At 37.0% G+C, this 1,018-nt stretch carries 1 protein-coding gene; it reads left to right on the top strand.

Translation table 11 applies throughout. The features are described from left to right. Positions 1–383 precede the first annotated feature (383 nt). Complete coding sequence (locus ACFINY_RS09750) at positions 384–890, top strand: hypothetical protein (RefSeq protein WP_120100860.1); 507 nt, start codon at positions 384–386, stop codon at positions 888–890. Positions 891–1,018: the final 128 nt, after the last annotated feature.

Here is a 1,018-nt window from a genome sequence, read left to right as displayed (position 1 = left end):
AAACATGTCCATTTACGCACTACATTTTTATACTAAAAACCAAAAGTAAAATTTAAAATCACTTGGTATTCAATTAGCTAGGTATCAAATTGAAAAAAATAAAAAATACGTATTGACTTTAAAGAAAAGGTCGTTTATTAAGGTTGGCAAGTGCTAAAAACACTTAATCGTAAGCGGTTAAACCACGTAAGGTTTTTCCCATTTCTTAAAATACTGACTTTCTTTTGTGCTATCATTGGCATATAACGATTTTGTCGGGTGTAGCTATACCATACAATACCCTTCGCGAGGGGAAAGTATAGCGGCGGACTTACGACCGTGTTTTTAGCGCCCGGCGCCCTTATGGGCTGTCAATTAAAAACCTAATTTCGTAAGGATTTATTATGCAAAATTCTGTAAAAAAATATCAACTTACCAATCAAACAATTCTTCGCGAAGGTAAAAAACTTTATCGCATTAAGGCGTTAAGAGATTTTGGTGATGTTAAAGCTGGTCAACTTGGTGGCTATATTGAATCTGAAGAAAATCTTTCCCATGATGGTAATTGCTGGGTTGGTGATCAGGCCATTGTTGTGAGCCCTGGTCGTGTTTACGAAAATGCGCAGGTTTATGGCAATGCAGGTGTTGGTGGTTTTGTATATGGTAATGCTCGCGTCTACGATTCAGCAAAGGTTTTTGCCAATGCCCATGTGTATGATAATGCCCATGTTTTCGATAGTGCAAAAATTGTAAGTAAAGTGCATGTTTATGAAAATGCCAATGCATGTGGCATGGCTATTGTTACTAAGAATATTTGTGGTGACACAATGAATAATGTTTATACAGAACGCCTTTCTCCTTATGGTGAAATTTGCTTTGTTATGTGTCGTCCTCATAGGAAAACAGCTTAAATAACGGCGCGGGCGCGGCGGGGGCGCCTCCTTATAACCATTTCATTTAAAAATTTGTTTGAATATTAGATTAGGGAGCTACCTATGACCACTAAAACTGTATCCAAAAAATATGAACTTACTAATGA

It is taken from the genome of Bartonella sp. AA23NXGY (assembly GCF_042197165.1).
In the GTDB taxonomy this organism is placed as follows: Bacteria; Pseudomonadota; Alphaproteobacteria; order Rhizobiales; family Rhizobiaceae; genus Bartonella.
The sequence above is the reverse complement of the archived record's forward strand: the minus strand, read 5'-3'. Positions and strand labels throughout refer to the sequence as shown.

Coding starts and splice junctions, on each gene's coding strand:
- ACFINY_RS09750 (WP_120100860.1), top strand. CDS start 384: ATGCAAAATTCTGTAAAAAAATATCAACTTACCAATCAAACAATTCTT.